Source organism: Duganella aceris (assembly GCF_011090165.1).
Lineage (GTDB): Bacteria > Pseudomonadota > Gammaproteobacteria > Burkholderiales > Burkholderiaceae_D > Rugamonas > Rugamonas aceris.
This window is the reverse complement of sequence record NZ_JAADJT010000007.1, coordinates 100,555-117,583: the sequence shown is the minus strand read 5'-3', so window position 1 is coordinate 117,583 and position 17,029 is coordinate 100,555. Positions and strand designations below refer to the sequence as shown.

Annotated in this window: 12 protein-coding genes; 3 read left to right on the top strand and 9 right to left on the bottom strand. The window is 66.7% G+C overall.

Annotation, left to right across the window (positions count from 1 at the left end; genetic code table 11):
* Window positions 1-2 precede the first annotated feature (2 nt).
* Genes guaD through puuE form a run of 5 tightly spaced genes read right to left on the bottom strand, consistent with a single transcriptional unit; the run spans window position 3 to window position 7,190 of the window.
* Window positions 3-1,310, bottom strand: a complete 1,308-nt coding sequence (gene guaD, locus GW587_RS16460; protein ID WP_166105175.1) for a guanine deaminase — start codon at window positions 1,308-1,310, stop codon at window positions 3-5.
* Window positions 1,311-1,321: 11 nt separating this feature from the next.
* Window positions 1,322-2,416, bottom strand: coding sequence for a xanthine dehydrogenase accessory protein XdhC (gene xdhC, locus GW587_RS16455; protein ID WP_166105173.1), 1,095 nt, complete (start codon window positions 2,414-2,416; stop codon window positions 1,322-1,324).
* The gene (xdhB, locus tag GW587_RS16450; protein WP_166105170.1) at window positions 2,416-4,749 is read right to left on the bottom strand and encodes a xanthine dehydrogenase molybdopterin binding subunit; all 2,334 of its coding nucleotides are present in this window, start codon (window positions 4,747-4,749) and stop codon (window positions 2,416-2,418) included. The genes xdhC and xdhB overlap by 1 nt, the downstream gene beginning before the upstream one ends.
* A 10-nt stretch (window positions 4,750-4,759) precedes the next feature.
* Window positions 4,760-6,229, bottom strand: a complete 1,470-nt coding sequence (gene xdhA, locus GW587_RS16445; protein WP_166105169.1) for a xanthine dehydrogenase small subunit — start codon at window positions 6,227-6,229, stop codon at window positions 4,760-4,762.
* Between the two features lie 7 nt (window positions 6,230-6,236).
* On the bottom strand, window positions 6,237-7,190 hold the full coding sequence (puuE, locus tag GW587_RS16440; RefSeq protein ID WP_166105166.1) for an allantoinase PuuE: 954 nt from the start codon (window positions 7,188-7,190) through the stop codon (window positions 6,237-6,239).
* A 122-nt stretch (window positions 7,191-7,312) separates the two neighbouring features.
* Here puuE and uraH point away from each other — a divergent pair, with 122 nt between their 5' ends.
* On the top strand, window positions 7,313-7,666 hold the full coding sequence (uraH, locus tag GW587_RS16435; RefSeq protein WP_166105162.1) for a hydroxyisourate hydrolase: 354 nt from the start codon (window positions 7,313-7,315) through the stop codon (window positions 7,664-7,666).
* Here the strand turns inward: uraH and GW587_RS16430 are convergent, their stop codons facing one another.
* Entirely contained in the window at window positions 7,667-9,634 is a 1,968-nt protein-coding gene (locus tag GW587_RS16430; RefSeq protein WP_166105159.1) for an alpha/beta hydrolase family protein, read from the bottom strand.
* Window positions 9,635-9,760: 126 nt separating this feature from the next.
* Here GW587_RS16430 and GW587_RS16425 point away from each other — a divergent pair, with 126 nt between their 5' ends.
* Window positions 9,761-11,260 (top strand): tetratricopeptide repeat protein, encoded by a 1,500-nt coding sequence (locus GW587_RS16425; protein WP_166105156.1) that lies wholly within the window; start codon window positions 9,761-9,763, stop codon window positions 11,258-11,260.
* A 136-nt stretch (window positions 11,261-11,396) separates the two neighbouring features.
* Window positions 11,397-13,073 carry a methyl-accepting chemotaxis protein gene (locus GW587_RS31760; protein ID WP_166105153.1) on the top strand — a complete coding sequence of 559 codons (1,677 nt, stop codon included), beginning with the start codon at window positions 11,397-11,399 and terminating at the stop codon, window positions 13,071-13,073.
* Here GW587_RS31760 and ctaD read toward each other — a convergent pair.
* From ctaD to GW587_RS16405, 3 genes are read right to left on the bottom strand one after another with little or no spacing between them, the layout of a single operon-like run.
* Window positions 12,957-15,647, bottom strand: a complete 2,691-nt coding sequence (gene ctaD, locus GW587_RS16415) for a cytochrome c oxidase subunit I (RefSeq protein WP_166105150.1) — start codon at window positions 15,645-15,647, stop codon at window positions 12,957-12,959. The genes GW587_RS31760 and ctaD overlap by 117 nt on opposite strands.
* On the bottom strand, window positions 15,644-16,609 hold the full coding sequence (locus GW587_RS16410; RefSeq protein ID WP_166105147.1) for a cytochrome c oxidase subunit II: 966 nt from the start codon (window positions 16,607-16,609) through the stop codon (window positions 15,644-15,646). The genes ctaD and GW587_RS16410 overlap by 4 nt, the downstream gene beginning before the upstream one ends.
* Window positions 16,606-16,905, bottom strand: coding sequence for a c-type cytochrome (locus tag GW587_RS16405; protein WP_371875604.1), 300 nt, complete (start codon window positions 16,903-16,905; stop codon window positions 16,606-16,608). Before GW587_RS16405 ends, GW587_RS16410 begins: the two co-directional genes overlap by 4 nt.
* Window positions 16,906-17,029 lie beyond the last annotated feature (124 nt).

Below are 17,029 nucleotides of genomic sequence, written 5' to 3'. Positions count from 1 at the left end.
ATTTAAGTTGTTTCGCGAGTGTGCACCTGGCGTCCGGCGGAATACGTCGCCGCGATCGCGCGGTCGTCGCCCAGCAGGGCCAGCGCGAACAGCAGTTCTTCCAGGCTCTCGCGCCGCGCGGTGCGCCGTTGCAGCAGCGGCGTGGCCTGCGGATCGACGACGATGAAGTCGGCCTCGGCGCCCGGCGCAAAATTACCGATCACGCCTTCGAGCTGCATGCTGCGCGCCGCGCCGAGCGTGGCCAGGTAGAACATCCGCAAGGCCGGCAAATAACTGCCTTTCAAGCGCGCTACTTTATAGGCTTCATTCATGGTTTGCAACATCGAGAACGAGGTGCCGCCGCCGACATCGGTCGCCAGCGACAGCAGCACGCCGGCGTCGTCGGCGCGCTCGAAGTCGAACAGGCCGCTGCCGAGGAACAGGTTGGAGGTCGGGCAGATGGCGGCGGCCGACTGCGTTTCGGCCATGCGCTGGCGGTCGCGCTCATCGAGCCAGATGCAGTGGCCATACATGGCGCGCGGACGCAGCATGCCGTAGCTGTCGTAGACGTCGATGTAGCTGCGCGAGTTGGGGAACAGTTCGCGCACCCAGGCGCATTCGGCTTCGTTCTCCGAGACGTGGGTCTGGATGAAGGTGTCCGGGTAGGCTGCCGCCAGTTCGCCGGCCAGTTGCAGCTGGCGCGGGGTCGAGGTGGGTGCGAAGCGCGGCGTGATCGCGTACAGCGAGCGGCCGCGCTTGTGCCAGCGCTGGATCAGCGTCTCGGTGTCGCGCGCGCCGGATTCGGCGGTGTCGCGCAGGAACTCGGGGCAGTTCCGGTCCATCATCACCTTGCCCGCGACCATGCGCAGGCCGCGCCGCTCGCTGGCGGTGAAGAAGGCGTCCACCGATTGCGGATGCACGGTGCAGTAGACCATGGCGGTGGTGGTGCCGCACCGCAGCAGCTCGTCGAGGAAGAATTCGGCGACGTCGGCGCCATGCGCGGGATCCTCGAACTGGCGCTCGACCGGGAAGGTGTAGGTCTCCAGCCATGGCAGCAGGCCTTCCGCCGGCGAGGCGATCATGTCGGTCTGCGGGTAGTGCACGTGGGTGTCGATGAAGCCGGGCATCAGCAGCTTGCCGCTGTAGTCGTGCAGCGGGGTGCCGGGCGGCAGCGCGGCGTGCAGCGTGGTGTAGTCGCCCGCCGCCTGGACTTTGCCGTCGGCGACGATCAGCAGGCCGTCCTCGTGCCACGCGTGGGAGCGGTCGCTGAAGGCGGGATCGGCGAGAAAGTGCAGCAAGCTGCCTCGGTAGGCTTGCAGGTTGGTGGTCATGAGGGGCTTTCTTATGCTTGAATTCGGATCTTGACGGTGCTGTCGAGGGCGGCGATCTGTTGCGCTTCCCATACCATCAGCAATTGGGCGCAGACCGAGGCGGCGATCGCGGCGGGCAGTTTGTTGGTGATGCCGGCCAGGCCGATCGGGCACACCATGGCGTCGATGCGGTCTTGCGGCAGACCGCGCGCGGCCATGCGGCGCTCGAACTGCACGCGCTTGGTTTTGGAGCCGATCAGGCCGAACCAGCCGACGTCGGCGCGGGCGAGGATGGTTTCGCTCAGGCGCTGGTCCAGAGTGTGGCTGTGGGTCATGACGAGGTAGCTGGCATCGGGCGGCGCGGTGGCCACCAGGGCTTCCGGCAGGTCGGTCGCTTCGATGGTGACGTTGGCCGGGATCGATGGCGGGAACATGTCCTCGCGTTCGTCGATCCAGGTGACGGTGCACGGCAGTTCGCCCAGCATGCGGACGATGGCGGCGCCGACGTGGCCGGCGCCGAACAGCAGCAAATGCGCGCGCGGAGCGAGGCATGGGTCGGCAAGCCAACGGCGGCCGGCAGCGTCGCGCAGGATGTGCGTGCCGCGTTGGCGGTCGACCGGCGGCGGGCCGGCGGACGCGGCGGCAATGGCTGCGGCCGGCGTGGCCAGGGGCGACGCTGCGGCAGGCGTGGCGAGGGCCGGCGCTGGGGCGACCGGTGCGGCGGCGAGCACGCCGGTGGCGTCCAGCAGCAGTGAGGCGGCGGGGCCGTCGATGGCGCTCAGGCGCCAGCTGTCTTCGCGGCGGCGGGCGCGCAGGCTTGCCAGCACGGCGGCGAGTTGCGCATCCACCAGCTCGAAGGCGAGATGCACCACGCCGCCGCAGCACTGGCCCAGCGTCGGACCGAGCGCGTAACGCTCGAGGCGCGCGGTGGCGCCGGCGGCGGACAGCATGCCGCGCGCCAGCTCGACCGCGCACAGCTCCAGATGTCCACCGCCGATGGTGTCATGCTGGCCGCTCGCGGTGACGAGCATCTTGGCGCCGGGCTCGCGCGGGCCGGAGCCTTCGACGATCGCCACGGTCACCAGCACCGCCGGTTCCGCCATCCGCGCTGTCAGCCACTCGTTCATTACGCAGCCATTTCCACCGCGGAGATCGCCCGCAGTATCTCTTCACTGGTCGCCGGCGCGTTCAGCGGCGGATTGACGCGATGCCCGCCCACGGCGGAAATCGCATCCCGGATCGCAAAGAACACCGAAAACGGCAACAGCAACGGCGGCTCGCCCACCGCCTTCGAACGATGAATGCTGTCCTCCACATTACCGTTGTCGTAAAGCTTGATCCTGAAATCCTCCGGACAATCCGACACACCCGGGATTTTGTAGGTGGACGGCGCATGCGTCATCAGCTTGCCGGCCGGGTTCCACCAAAGCTGCTCGGTGGTCAACCAGCCCATGCCCTGTATGAACGCCCCTTCGACCTGCCCGATATCGATGGCAGGATTGAGCGAACGGCCGGCATCGTACAGCGCATCCGCGCGCAGCAGCTTCCACTCGCCGGTCAGCGTATCGACCACCACTTCCGACACCGCCGCGCCATAGGCGTAGTATGAGAACGGATGCCCGTTCATCGTCTTCGGATCCCAATGCAGGCCCGGCGTGGCGTAGAAACCATCGGACCACAACTGCACCCGCGCCAGATAAGCCTTCTGCACCATCACCGGGAACGGAACGATATGCCCGTTGACGTGCACCGCGTTGTCGAAGAAACGCACCGGCTGGCCGTCGTCGTCGCCGTACTGCTTGATGGCGAAGGCCGTCAAGCGCTCGCGGATCTGGCGCGCCGCATCCTGCGCCGCCTTGCCGTTCAAATCCGCACCGGTCGACGCCGCCGTGGCCGACGTGTTCGACACCTTGCTGGTATCGGTCGCCGTGGCGCGGACGTGTTCCATGTCCACCCCCAGTTCATGCGCCACCACCTGCATCACCTTGGTGTTGATGCCCTGCCCCATCTCGGTGCCGCCGTGATTGACCAGCACCGAACCATCGACATACACATGCACCAGCGCGCCGGCCTGGTTCAAGTGCGTGACGTTGAAGGCGATGCCGAACTTCAGCGGCGTCAGCGCCAGCCCCTTCTTCAGCACCGGGCTGTTCAGGTTGAACGCCTCGACGGCGGCGCGGCGCGTGCGGTAGGCGCTGGTCAGCTCCAGCTCCGCCGTCAGCGCCTCGATCACGTTGTCGACGATCTCCTGGCCGTAAGGCGTGACATTGCGCTCGGTCTTGCCGTAGAAATTCAGGCGGCGGATATCCAGCGCATCGCGCCCCAGGTTGCGGGCGATTTCATCGACGATGTACTCGATCGCGATCGCGCCCTGCGGACCACCGAAGCCACGGAAAGCCGTATTCGACTGGGTATTGGTCTTGCCGCAGCCGGCGCGGATATCCACGTCCGACAAATAATAGGTGTTGTCGAAGTGGCAGACCGCGCGCGTCGCCACCGGGCCGGACAGGTCGGCCGAGTAGCCCGCGCGCAGCGTCATGTCGACCTTGGCGGCCAGGATCCTGCCGCTGTCGTCGTAGCCGACTTCATACTCATAGAAGAAGCAATGGCGCTTGCCGGTGACCAGCATGTCGTCATCGCGGTCCGCGCGCAGCTTGACCGGACGCCGCAGCTTGGCCGCCGCGATGCCGGCCGACGCCGCCCACAACGCCGACTGCGATTCCTTGCCGCCGAAGCCGCCGCCCATGCGGCGGCACTCCACCTGCACCTTGTGCGAGTGCACCCCGATCGCATGCGCCACCACGTGCTGCATCTCGCTCGGATGCTGGGTCGAGCACTGCACCAGCATGCCGTTGTCCTCCTTCGGCGTCGCATAGGCGATCTGGCCTTCGAGGTAGAACTGCTCCTGGCCGCCGACGAACAGCTGGCCCTTGAGCACGCGCGGCGCCATGTCGAACGCGGTCTGGTAGTCGCCGCGCTTGAGCTGCATCGGCGGCAGCACATACGACTGCGCCGCCTTGGCTTCCTGCGGCGTGAAGATCGCCGGCAGCTCGTCGTAGGCGATGACGGCGCGGCGCGCGGCGCGGCGCGCGTTGTCATGGCTGTCCGCGACGACGATGAAGATCGGCTGGCCGACGTACAGCACCTCGCCCTCGGACAGGATCGGATCGTCGTGGATGATGGGACCGCAATCGTTGGTGCCGACGATATCCTCGGCGGTGTACACCGCGACCACGCCGGGCGCGTTGCGCACCGGCGCCAGGTCCATCGAAGTGATGCGCGCGTGCGCCTTCGACGACAGCCCCAGCGCGGCGTGCAGCGTGCCTTGCAGTTCCGGGATGTCGTCGGTGTAGGTGGCTTGGCCCAGCACGTGCAGCTCGGCCGATTCATGCTTGCGGCAGACGCCGACCGCCTTCCATTCCTGGGCGGCGACGGTTGCGGGAGCGATAGGCTGATTCATGACGGCTCCTTTAAACGCGGCAAGCGAAGGCGTTGACGGCATCGGCCGCGAGCGGCGCGTCGGCGCGGGTTTCGAACCAGAAGCGGCGCAGCAGGTTTTGCGCGGTCTGCATGCGGTAGCCGCTGGAGGCGCGCATGTCCGACAGCGGCGCGAAGTCCTGCGCCAGCAGGTCCATCGCGGTGCGCAGATTGGCTTCGCTCCAGCGCAAGCCGGTCAACGCGGACTCCGCGCGCGGTGCGCGGCGTGACGTGGCCGCCATGCCGCCGAAGGCGATGCGCGCGTCGACGACGGTGTCGCCGTCCAGCGTGAACGCGAACGCCGCGCACACCGCCGAGATATCCTGATCGAAGCGCTTGGCCAGTTTGTAGGTCCGGAACTGCACGTCGGCGCGCGGCAGCGGCACGCGCACGGCGGCGACGAATTCGTCCGGCCGCATATCCTTCTTCTGATAATCGAGGTAGAACGCTTCCAGCGGCAGCACGCGCCGGCCGGCGGCCGATTGCAGCACCACCTCGCTGCCCAGCGCGATCATCCACGGCATCGAGTCGCCGATCGGCGAGCCGTTGGCGACGTTGCCGCCCAGCGTGCCGGCGTGACGGATCGGCAGCGACGCGAAGCGCTGGCGCATCTCGCCCAGCTGCGATGGATAGTGGCCGCACAAGGCCTGGTATGCCTCATCGAGCGATACGCCGGCGCCGATTTCCAGCATGCCGTCCTGCTCGCGCATGGTCTGCAGCGCGGCGACGTGGCCGAGATAAATGATGTCGCCCAGTTCGCGCATCTGCTTGGTGACCCACAGGCCGATGTCGGTGGAGCCGGCCAGCAGCGTCGCCTTCGGATGGGCGGCGCGCAGCGCCACCAGCTCCTCCAGCGTGCGCGGCGCGTGGAACGATGCGCCTTGCGCCGTATAGGTCGCGCCTTCGGTGCGCCGCAATGCCTGCAGCTGGCTGGTCAAGCCGGCGCGGTCGAAGCCGACCTTCGGCAATTCGGTCATGCGGTGCGCGGCGTCGATGATCGGACGGTAGCCGGTGCAGCGGCACAGGTTGCCGGACAGGCAGTCGTCGACCTCCTTGCGCTGCGCGGGTTGGCCTTCCTTGTCGAGATACATGCCCCACAGCGACATGACGAAGCCCGGCGTACAGAAGCCGCATTGCGAGCCGTGGCATTCCACCATCGCCTGCTGCACCGGGTGCAGCGCGCCGTCCGGCTGTTGCAGGTCTTCGACGGTGAACAGCGCCTTGCCGTCCAGCGTGGGCGCGAACTGGATGCAGGAATTGACCGCCTTCATTTCCAGTTCGCCGTGCGCGTTCAGGCTGCCTACCACCACCGTGCAGGCGCCGCAATCGCCTTCGGCGCAGCCTTCCTTGGTGCCGGTGCAATGCAGGTCTTCGCGCAGGTGCTGCAGCACGGTGCGGGTCGGCGCGGCGGCGGAGATTTCCTGCACCGCGCCACGGTAGTAAAAGCGTATAGGTTCGGACATCGTGGCCTCAATCTGCAAACGGGTGCGTCGTGCGCCAGTGTTCGGCGATATCGACGCGGCGGGTGATCCAGACCTTGTCGTGCTGTTGCACGTAGTCGAGGAAGCGCGCCAGCGCGGCGGCGCGCGCCGGCCGGCCGACGATGCGGCAGTGCAGTCCGACCGACAGCATCTTCGGCTGGTTCAGGCCATCCGGATCGCCCTCGGCGTACAGCACGTCGAAGGCGTCCTTCAGGTAATCGAAGAACTGCGTGCCGGAGTTGAAGCCCTGGGCGGCGGCGAAGCGCATGTCGTTGGTGTCCAGCGTGTACGGCACGATCAGCTGCGGCGTGACGACCGGCTTGCCGTCGGCGTCGGCGTGTTCGACCTTTTGCCAGAACGGCAGGTCGTCGCCGTAATGATCGGCGTCGTAGCGGAAGCCGCCGTGCTCCATCACCAGCCGGCGCGTCTGCGGCGAGTCGCGGCCGGTGTACCAGCCTTGCGGCGCGGACCCGGTCAGCTCGCGGATGATCTCGACCGCTTCCTGCATGTGGGCGCGCTCGGTGGCCTCGTCCATGTTCTGGTAGGTGATCCAGCGCAGGCCGTGGCAGGCGATTTCGTGGCCCAGCTGCTGGAAGGCGGCCACCGCCTCCGGATGCCGCTTCAGCGCCATCGACACGCCGAACACCGTCAACGGCAGCTTGCGCTCCTCGAACATGCGCAGCAGCCGCCACAAACCGGCGCGGGAGCCGTATTCGTACAGCGACTCCATGCTCATGTGGCGGTTGCTGAACGAGGCCGCACCGATGATCTCGGACAGGAAGGTTTCCGAGCCGGCGTCGCCGTGCAGCACGCTGTTTTCGCCGCCCTCCTCGTAGTTGAGGACGAACTGCAGCGCCACGCGGGCCTGGTTCGGCCACTGGGCGTGGGGCGGCTTCGGGCCGTAACCGATCATGTCGCGCGGGTAGTTGTCGTAAGTGGTCATGGGCGCGGTGTCTATGGAAGAGCGGTCTATGGGGAATATATCTGTAATCATATATGCGTCGGGCCGCGCCGGTATATGATTTGTACAATAGATACTTATCACCCACAGATATAGGACCAACCATGGGCAAGCTCAGTACCCACGTTCTTGACATCACCGCCGGCAAGCCGGGGGCCGGGGTCAGGCTGGCGTTGTATGCGGTGGGCCCGGCGGGCCGCGTCCTGCTGAAAACCGACGTCACCAACGCCGACGGCCGCTGCGCCGCGCCGCTGCTGGAGGGCGACAGCATGCAAGCCGGCAAATACGAGCTGGTGTTCAGCGCCGGCGACTATTTCGCCGCGCAGGGCGTGGAGTTGCCGGAGCCGCGCTTCATCGACGAGGTCACGCTCGCCTTCGGCATCGCCAGCGCGGAGCAGAATTATCATGTGCCGCTGGTCGTCTCGCCGTGGGCGTATTCGACCTATCGCGGCAGCTGATCAGCGCGGCTTGCCCAGGTATTTGGCGAAGAAGGTTTCCAGCCGGCGGTAGACTTCGGCCTGGTTTTCGGTGTCGTAGAAGCCATGGCCTTCGTAGTCGACGTAGTACCACTCCGGCGGATGCCTGGCTTTTTCCAGCGCTTCCTTCATCAGAAACGCGTGCTCCTTCGGCGCGGTTTTATCCTTGCCGCCGTGGATCAGCAGCACGCCGGCCTTGATGCTGTCGGCGTGCAGGTGCGGCGAGTAGCGCGCCCATTCCGCCTTGTCCTCGCCGAACGCACGCTTGTTCCATGCGATCCTGCGGCTGTTGCCGGCCACGCCCTCCTCGGTCTGCATCAGCGCGATGTCGTACACGCCGGCGTAGCCGACCGCGCACTTGAACAACTCCGGTTCGCGCGAGGCCAGCATCAACGCCGAATACCCGCCGAAACTGACGCCGTACACGCACATGCGCGAGCCGTCGACTTCGCCCTGCGCGGCCGCCCATTTCACGCCGTCGACCAGGTCGTCCATGATCTTGCCGCCCCACTGGCGATAGCCGGCTTTCTGGAAAGCGCTGCCGCGTCCGCTCGAACTGCGGAAATTCACCTGCAGCACGGCATAGCCGCGGTTGGCCAGGAATTGCACGTCCGAGTCGAAATACCAGGTATCCCGGAAGCCGTAAGGGCCGCCATGCGGGATCAGGATCAGCGGCGGCTTCTGCGCCGTCTTGAAAGGCGGCAGGGTCAGGTAGCCGTCGATGGTCAAGCCGTCGCGTGATGTAAAGCTGATCGGACGACGCTTGGCCATGTGCTCCGGTTCGATTTCGTCCATCGACGCGAACAGCATGTCGGCCTTGTTGGTCTTGCGGTCGTACAGATAATAGGCGCCGGGATCGCTGTCGCTGAGCACCCAGAACATGATCTTGCTGCGGTCGGTGGTCTGGTTGATCAGCGAGACGGTATGCTCGGGGAACTGGCGGCTCAGATCCTGGAGCAGGGCCGTATCCGGATTGGCCTGGTCCAGATAGGTGATCCGCGGCCGTCCGACCTGGGAGAAAACGGCGAACGGCGCGGACCCGGGAAGGCTGTCCAGCACCGTGCCCACATCGCCGAGCGCGTCCTCGGCCAGTACTTTGCGTTCGCCGGTCGCCATATCATGGCTGATCAGCGAGACCTTTCCACCATCCTTCGCCGACCAGGCATAAGCCTTGCTGTTGTCGGTGGAGAAGCCGTATGGCGCAAAGAGCGCGCCTTCCTTTCCCTGGCTGAACAGATCCCAGGACGTCGTGGCGGCATTGAAGCGCCACGTCGAACTGTAGCCTTCCTCGTCGGTGCCCTTGGCGAAGCGCGGCTTGCCGTCGTTATCCATGACGAAGGTGGCGTGCGGCGACTTCAGATTGGTCACCAGCTTGCGCACGCCGCTGCGGGTATCGAAATCGTACAACGCGCTCTGGTCCAGGTCCCACTGGAAGGTACCGACCAACAGATGGTCGTTGCCCTCCTTGTACACGTAGACCGGATAGGCGTAACCCTCATCGCGCCCGTAACGCGCGCCCCTGGCGCCGTAGGCCGCGATATCCCAGCCGAACAGGTAGTCCTGGCGCGTGCCGTCGAAATCCATCGCCAGCAGTTCGCCGGTCAGCTGCGGCTTCTCGCGCGAGCCGACCTCGATGCCCTTTTGCACCACCAGGCGCCGGTTGCTGACCCAGACGTAATCGGCCGGCACTTCGAACGCCTTCATGCGCACCGTGCTTTCCAGCTTCAGATCGGGCAAGCTGAAGAAGGAGACCATCGGCACCGTGCGCGGGCCGACCGGGGTGCGCACCGTCACCGCCAGGTGCTTGCCGTCCGGCGACATCAGCGGGTTGTAATACTGGTCGGCCTTGGCGAAGCTGGCAATCGGAACCAGCGGCGGCGTGGCAAGCTGTGCCAGGAGCGGCAAGGGCAAGGCAGCCAGCAGCAATGGAGCAATCAGTGGTAGGCGCATGGCGGCTCGTATAGTGATGTTGTAGGAACATTAACACGTTCAGCCGCTATCCTCAATTGCAACATTTGGAGAGAATTCGGCAAGCACGGCGCGCATCGGCTAAGATGCGCACACGATGAGTACACTATGAGCGCGACACTTACAGCATCCTTTTTGCAGCAGGCGGTGGAACTGCACCAACAGGGCCGGCTCGAACCCGCGCAGGCGCTGTATCGCCAGGTGCTGGAACTCGACCCGCGCCAATTCGACGCGCTGCATCTGCTGGGCGTGATCGCGCGCCAGCAAGGCGACGTGACCGCGGCCATCGGATTGATCTCGCAGGCGATCGCGGTCGACGGCGCGCAGGCCAACGCCCACTGCAATCTCGGCGTCGCGCTGCTGGACGCCGGCCGCGCCGAGGACGCGCTGACCAGCCACGAACGCGCGATCGAACGCAATCCGGCCTACGCGCTCGCCTGGAGCAATCGCGGCAACGCCCTGCGCGCGCTGGCGCGGCCGGACGAGGCGCTGCTCAGCTATCGCCGCGCGCTGGAGATCCAGCCGAATTACGCCGAGGCACACTGCAACCGCGCCATCGTGCTGCAGGACCAGGGCCGCTATCTCGACGCGCTCGGCGCGGCCGAGGATGCGCTGAACATCAAGGACCGCTACGCCGACGCCTGGTTCGCACGCGGCAACGCGCTGCACTGCCTGCGGCTGCTGCCGGATGCGGTGGAGAGCTTCGACCGCGCCATCCATCTGCGGCCGCAATGGGCCGAAGCCTACAGCGCGCAGGGTTCGTCCTTGCAGCGGCTGGGCGAATTCGACGCGGCGCTGGACAGCTACGACCACGCCTTGCGGCTCAAGCCCGGCTACGCGCTGGCGCACTACTATCGCGGCAACGCGCTGCGCTCGATGGCGCGCAACGACGAAGCCATCGCCGCCTACCGCGCCGCGCTGGCGCATGGCGACAATCCGGAGACCATCGCCTTCGCGCTGGCGTCGCTGGGCGTGGGCGAGACGCCGGCCGTGCTGCCGGCGGAATATGTGCGCTCGCTGTTCGACCAATACGCCAATCACTTCGACCGGCATCTGACGGAAGTGCTGGGCTACCAGACCCCGGCCTATCTGGACGCCATGCTGCGCCGCGTGGCGCCGGCGTCGGATCTGGATACGCTGGACCTGGGCTGCGGCACCGGGCTGTGCGCGTCCTACCTGAAGGCTTACTCGCGCAGCCTGGCGGGCGTCGACCTGTCGCAGCTGATGCTGGACAAGGCGGCGGAACGCGGCCTGTACGACCAGCTGGCGTGCGCCGACCTGACCGCCTATCTGGACGGCCGAAACGAAGTCTGGGATCTGGCGGTGGCGGCCGACGTCTTCGTCTACATCGGCGACCTGGCGCCGGTGTTCGCCGGCGTGTGGCGCGCCTTGCGGCCGGGCGGCCGCTTCTGCTTCTCGGTGGAGGCGGGCGATGGCGCCGACTACACGCTGCGCCCTTCCAACCGCTACGCCCATTCCAGCAGCTATCTGGAACGGCTGGCCGCCGACTGCGGTTTCGCCATCCTGGCCGTCGACGCCGTGGAAGCCCGTCAGGAAAACGGCGCGCCCATCGCCGCCCTGGCGCTGATCCTGTCCAAACCTTTCTAAACACGCAATGTTTTCCTATCCTTTTGGATAGGATGATATTTCTGTGTGGAAATTAGATAGAATTTATCGCATCCCCTCAAGCGCCCTAGCCTCTGCCGCCTGAAACCGAACAGGTTTTACCATCCAGGAGCATGCAATGAAAATCGATAACTTTAAAATTGGCTCGCGCCTGATCGCGGCGTTCGGCATCGTGCTGTTGATGCTGGCGGTGGTGGCAACGGTCGGCGTCAGCCGCATGGCCGCGATCCAGGCCGCCATGGTCGACATCACAAAAGGCAACAACGTGGAATCGGGCCTGGCGTCCGACATGCGGGTCAGCGTCGACGACCGGATGATCGCGCTGCGCAACATCGTTCTTTTGGACGATGCCGCGCAGATGCGCGAGCAGGTCGAGCGGGTCCGCGTCCAGGCGCAAAACTACGCCGATGCGGAAAAGCAGTTGCGCGCCACCTTCGCCGCCTACGGCATTCAGGACGATGAGAGCAAGCTGCTGGCCGACATCCAGCAGCAAAGCGCGCTGGCCCAGCCGCTGATCGAACGGATCCAGTCGCTTGGGCTGGAAAACAACAATGCAGCGGCGAGCAAAGTGCTGATGGGCGAACTGCGCGCCGTGCAGCGTAAATGGCAGGCCGGTCTTGCGGCGCTGAGCGCCAGCGAGAAGAAGCAGAACGAAGAAGCCACCATCGCCGCCGATGCGACCTACGTCTTCGCGCGCAACCTGATGCTCGGCATGAGCGCCGCCGCCGTGGTGTTCGGGGTCGCCCTCGCGCTGGTCATCACCCGCAGCATCACGCGGCCGATCAACCGCGCCGTGGCCATCGCGCAGACCGTCGCGGCGGGCGATCTGACCAGCCGCATCGAGGTGCATGGCAAGGACGAGACCAGCATGCTGCTGACCGCGCTGCGCAGCATGAACGCCAGCCTGGCGCAGATCGTCGGCCAGGTACGCGCGGGCACCGATACGATGTCCACCGCATCGCAGGAAATCGCGGCCGGCAATCTGGATTTGTCGTCGCGCACGGAGGAGCAGGCCAGCTCGCTGGAGGAAACCGCGTCGTCGATGGAAGAAATGACCAGCACCGTCAAGCAGAACGCCGACAACGCGCGGCAAGCCAACAGCCTGGCGGCGTCGGCGTCCGAGATCGCCGGCAAGGGTGGCGCGGTGATCGCCGACGTGGTCGGCACCATGGGCGCGATCCAGGAATCATCGAAGAAGATCGTCGAGATCATCGGCGTCATCGACGGCATCGCCTTCCAGACCAACATCCTTGCCTTGAACGCGGCGGTCGAAGCGGCGCGCGCCGGCGAACAGGGTCGCGGCTTCGCGGTGGTCGCCACCGAAGTGCGCAACCTGGCGCACCGCAGCGCCGCCGCAGCCAAGGAAATCAAGACGCTGATCGGCGATTCGGTGGCCAAGGTCGAATCGGGAACGCAGCTGGTCGATCAGGCCGGGACGACCATGAGCGAAGTGGTCGACAGCGTGCGCCGCGTCAGCGACATCATCAGCGAGATCACCGCCGCCAGCCGGGAACAGAGCATGGGCATCGAGCAAATCAACCAGGCCATCATGCAGATGGACAGCGTGACGCAGCAGAACGCCGCGCTGGTCGAAGAGTCGGCGGCCGCCGCCGAATCGCTGCAGGGCCAGGCGACGCAGCTGGCCGAGGTGGTCGGCAGGTTTGTGCTGGATCCGGCCCTACAGCAGGTGGACCGCAGCGGCGGCCGCCAGTCCTTGCAACGTGGTGTAGTGCCAAATCATCGCGCAGTTGTCCAGCGTGGCGCGGCTGGCCGGGGTCAGTTTGCCGCTCCATGAGCGCGCGCACAGATACAGCGCCAGGATCGTCAACACCACCACGTGCAAGCCTTGATAGGCCAGCATCGCGGCGACCGTCGCACCCCAGGCGTGCGCGGTCGGGTCCAGCCCGGCCAACCGCTGGCCGTACAGGTCGGCCCCGAACGAGAGCAGCATGCAGGTCATCGCGATCAGGATCGCCAGCCGCTGCGGGCCGACCCATTGCTTGCGGCGACGTACCCATTCCACCAGCATCGATCCCGCCAGCAGCAGCGCGCATGACAGCAGCGGCCAGCTAGCCTCCGGCAGGCGGCTGCCGGGCGGCGGGCAGATCTCCAGCCGCATCGCGGTGTGGATGTAGGCGAACATGAACGCCAGGAAGATGCTGGCGTCGACCACCAGCATGATGATGGTGGCCCACCACGAGTGCGACGCCGGGCCGGTGGCGCCGACCGGCAGCGTGACCTGGTCCGATACCTTGGCGGTGCGCTGCAACGGCGCCTGGTCGGTCTGCCACATCCACGCCAGCACCGCCGCCACCGATACGATGCCGCACACCCAGGCGATCAGCGTCAGCTTGATCGTCAGCAGCAGGAAGAAGCCGGCGGTGCCGACGGCGGCGACGAACGGCCACCAGCTGTCGCCCGGCAGCACTTGCAGATACAGCGGGCGCGCCAGCACCGGGCTGGTGACGATGGTTTCGCGCCGCCCGGTCGCGCTGCCCGGCAACCAGTGTCTGCCCTGCTCCACTTCCTCCGACAATTGCGGATGGTCCCACAGCGGATCGACCGACGCCACGTTGGGGATGCTGCGCGTGGCGTAGTCTTCGGCCGGCAGCCATTCCAATGTCGACGCGCGCCATGGATTGCCGGCTTCGCGCTTGGCCAGGCGCAGCACGCGCACCGCGTCCACCAGGAACAGCAGGATGCCGAGCGCCAGCACGAACGAGCCGACGCTGGAGATCAGGTTGAGCAGATCCCAGCCCATTTCGCTATCGTAGGTGTAGACGCGGCGCGGCATGCCGAGCAGGCCGGTGAGGTGCATCGGGAAGAAGGCGACGTTGAAGCCGCCGAACATCAGGCCGAAGATCCAGCGCGCCAGCCGCTCCGACATCTTGTGCCCCTTCACCAGCGGCATCCAGTAGTACATCGCGGCGAACATCGGGAACACCAGGCCGCCGATCAGCACATAGTGCAGGTGGGCGACGATGAAGTAGGTGTCGTGCACCTGCCAGTCGAACGGCAGCACCGCGACCATCACGCCGGTCAGGCCGCCCAGCACGAAGATGAACATGAAGCCGAGCAGGAACAAGGTCGGCGCGACGATGCGCACCTGGCCGCGCCACAGCGTCGCGATCCAGGCGAACACCTGCACCGAGGTGGGTATCGCCACCGCCATGCTGGCCGCCGATACCAGGCTGGTTTCCAGCAGCCCCAGTCCGGCGGTGAACATATGGTGCGCCCACAAGGCGAAGCTGATGAAGCCGACCAGCGCCAGCGCCACGATCAGCGCGCGCCGCCCCACCAGCGGCGTGCCGGCCAGCGCGGGAATCATGGTCGACACCAGTCCGGCCGCCGGCAGGAAGATGATGTACACCTCGGGATGGCCGAAGAACCAGAACAGGTGCTGCCACAGTATCGGATCGCCGCCACGTGCGGCGATGAAGAACGGCCAGTCGTAGGCGCGCTCCAGTTCCAGCAGCGCGGTGCCGGCGATGATCGCGGGGAAGGCGAACACGATCATCACCGCGACGATCAGCATCGCCCAGGCGTAGACCGGCATGCGGGCCAGCGTCATGCCGGGAGCGCGGGTGAACAGGATGCCGACGATCAGTTCGATCGCGCCGGCGATGGCGGAGATTTCGATGAAGCCGATGCCGAGCAGCCAGAAGTCGGCGTTCAGGCCGGGCGAGTATTCCTTGCCGGTCAGCGGCGGGTACATGAACCAGCCGCCGTCCGGCGCCAGTCCGGCGAACAGGCTGAGAAAGAAGCCGATGCCGCCGATGGCGTAGGCCCAGAAGGCGTAGGCGGACAGGCGCGGGAACGGCAGGTCGCGCGCGCCCAGCATGCCGGGCAGCAGAAACACGGAGATCGCTTCCACCACCGGGATCGCGAACAGGAACATCATCACCGTGCCGTGCATGGTGAATACCTGGTTGTAGGTCGAGGCGCTGAGCAGGGTGTTGTCCGGCAGCGCGAGCTGGGCGCGGATCATCAGGCCGAGGATGCCGGCCAGCAGAAAGAACAGCAGCGCGGTGCCGATGTACAGCAGGCCGATGTTGGTGTTGTTGACCGTGGTGAGGAAAGCCAGCCCGCGCGGCGTGCGCCAGATGCGCTCCAGTTGCGGCAGTTCGTCGGCGGGACGCGGCAGGGAACTTGGCAGCGGCTGCGCGGGCTGCGGCTGCGGTTGCGGTTGCGGCTGCGGCTGCGGCTGCGCGGGCTGCGGCTGCGGCTGCGGCTGCGGTTGCGGTTGCGGTTGCGGCTGCGCGGGCTGCGGCTGCGGCTGCGGTTGCGATTGCGGCTGCGCGGGCTGCGGTGGCGGCTGCGGCCCGCGCGGCGATGGGTCGGGCAGCGGATGTGGCGAGGCGGGCGTCATTTGAGCTGCTCCAGATAGGCGGCCAGCGCGCGCAGGGTGGCGCCGTCCATGTCGGCGCTGGCCGGCATGCGGACGCCGGGCTTGACGGCATGCGGATTGGCGATCCAGGCTTCCAGCGCGCCCGGCTGGTTGCGCAGCGTGCCGGCGCCCAGATACAGGCGGCTGCCGACATGCGTCAGGTCCGGCGCAATCCCGGCGGGCATCGCCTCGATGGCGGCGGCGGCGCTCGCGTCGCGTATCGTGTGACACGCGGCGCAGCGCTGTTCGGCGAAGGCGCGGCGGCCTTGCGCGATGACGGGATCGGCGGCGGCGACGTCGCGCGCCGGCCGCGCCTGCGCCGCGAGCCAGGCGCGGAATTCGGCCGGCGGCTGCGCCACCACGTGCAGCGCCATCCGCGCATGCTGCTCGCCGCAGTATTCGGCGCACTGGGCGCGATAGACACCGGCGCGATCCGCCTGCAACGTCATGCCATGCAGACGCCCCGGCACCATGTCCACCTTGCCCGCCAACGCCGGCACCCAGAAAGCGTGAATCACATCCCCACTGCTCAAGCCCAGATAAACCGGCTGCCCGACCGGCAAGCGGATCTCATTGGCCAGCACGATGTCCTCGCCGCCGTCGGGATTGGTATAGCGCACCTCCCACCACCACATGCGCGCGATCACCGCCACCTTCAGCGTATGCCGCGACGAAGGCTGGCTGAGTTGCGCGCTGCGCCAGATGCCGAACGCCAGCAAGGCGCCCAGCACCACCAGCGGCAGCAGCACGCCGGCGCCGACGATCCACACCCTGGTCCGCACCGGCCTGCCCTGCCGCAGCGCCAGCGCGCAGGCCAGCATCACGCCGACGAACACCACCCCGCCACCGATGAACAAGATCCAGCCCAACTGCGCGATGATCGCCGCATCCGGCCCGGCGGGATGCAAGGCCGATTGAGAAGTGACCGTAACGATGCTCGTCATTTGAGCGAGTACAGATAAGCCGCCATATGCCGCGCGTCCTCCGCCGACACGCCCATGGCCGGCATCGCCGTCCCCGGCTTGAGCGCCGGCGGATCGACGATCCAGCGCACCAGCGCATCGGGATAGTTCGGCAGAAAGCCCGCGACATAGCTGCGCCGGCCAAAGACATCGAGGCCCGGACCAACCATGCCGCGCGCGTTGTCCACACCGGGGATACGATGACAGGCGCCGCACTGGTACTGAGCGAGCAGCAGGCGGCCGCGCGCGACGTCGCCGCCCGCGACCCGAGGCTGCACCGGCGCGTCCGAATCGACGCAGCCGCCCAGCGCCGCCGCGCACGCGAACAGCCACCACGCCGCGCATCTGCGGGCTAGGACCGGGGCCTGCTGGGAACGGGGGAACACGCGCACGATTGAACCT

Coding starts and splice junctions, on each gene's coding strand:
- guaD (WP_166105175.1), bottom strand. CDS start 1,310: ATGACCACCAACCTGCAAGCCTACCGAGGCAGCTTGCTGCACTTTCTC.
- xdhC (WP_166105173.1), bottom strand. CDS start 2,416: ATGAACGAGTGGCTGACAGCGCGGATGGCGGAACCGGCGGTGCTGGTG.
- GW587_RS16410 (WP_166105147.1), bottom strand. CDS start 16,609: ATGACGAGCATCGTTACGGTCACTTCTCAATCGGCCTTGCATCCCGCC.
- xdhB (WP_166105170.1), bottom strand. CDS start 4,749: ATGAATCAGCCTATCGCTCCCGCAACCGTCGCCGCCCAGGAATGGAAG.
- uraH (WP_166105162.1), top strand. CDS start 7,313: ATGGGCAAGCTCAGTACCCACGTTCTTGACATCACCGCCGGCAAGCCG.
- puuE (WP_166105166.1), bottom strand. CDS start 7,190: ATGACCACTTACGACAACTACCCGCGCGACATGATCGGTTACGGCCCG.
- GW587_RS16425 (WP_166105156.1), top strand. CDS start 9,761: ATGAGCGCGACACTTACAGCATCCTTTTTGCAGCAGGCGGTGGAACTG.
- GW587_RS16430 (WP_166105159.1), bottom strand. CDS start 9,634: ATGCGCCTACCACTGATTGCTCCATTGCTGCTGGCTGCCTTGCCCTTG.
- GW587_RS31760 (WP_166105153.1), top strand. CDS start 11,397: ATGAAAATCGATAACTTTAAAATTGGCTCGCGCCTGATCGCGGCGTTC.
- xdhA (WP_166105169.1), bottom strand. CDS start 6,229: ATGTCCGAACCTATACGCTTTTACTACCGTGGCGCGGTGCAGGAAATC.
- ctaD (WP_166105150.1), bottom strand. CDS start 15,647: ATGACGCCCGCCTCGCCACATCCGCTGCCCGACCCATCGCCGCGCGGG.